General features: G+C 38.1%; 1 protein-coding gene. It reads right to left on the bottom strand.

What is annotated here, in order from left to right:
- Positions 1-133: 133 nt before the first annotated feature.
- Positions 134-556: TipC family immunity protein (locus D8863_RS10905; protein WP_125441880.1), on the bottom strand; the 423-nt coding region annotated here is incomplete at its 5' end.

A 556-nucleotide genomic window follows, 5' to 3' on the forward strand; every position in this document is an offset into this window, starting at 1 on the left:
GTCGTATCTCCCTCCCAGCCAGAAAGGTCCTTGACACGCTCTCTACCGCCATAGAGATCGGCTAACTGAACTTGATTAGGATTAAGATGAGTGGCCATAGTGATGGAATGATGGGTAAAGTCTGCATGACCTGTCACCAATTCTCCCACTGGGTTTCGACTTTCACCTCGCCATAGTTGCTTGGAGAATACTTACTGTCATAAATCGAGCACCAGTCCTTTAAAACTTTCTGGTTGATGATTTCATCATAGTCTTTGTCTAAATCTTCTTTGGAAATATTATTTTTTCTTAAATATTCTCTTACTTTTTCTTCATCATCAATAAATTGACCTGGTTTCCTTGGCTCTTCAAAAATCGCAAGCTCCTTTTTGAGTACTTTCTTTTGCATATTATAGTGCACCGAATACCATAGGGTAATATTCGAATTAGTCTTCCTTTCAAAAAGAATCAACACTCCCTTTATACCTTCTCCAAAATTAAGGTTAATGGTTATATCACTATAGCCTTTGGGAAGAGTTTTATACTTTCCAAGGGGAGTATAGGATATATTTGGGTC

This window comes from Streptococcus oralis (genome assembly GCF_003943825.1).
GTDB classification, from domain to species: domain Bacteria; phylum Bacillota; class Bacilli; order Lactobacillales; family Streptococcaceae; genus Streptococcus; species Streptococcus oralis_CD.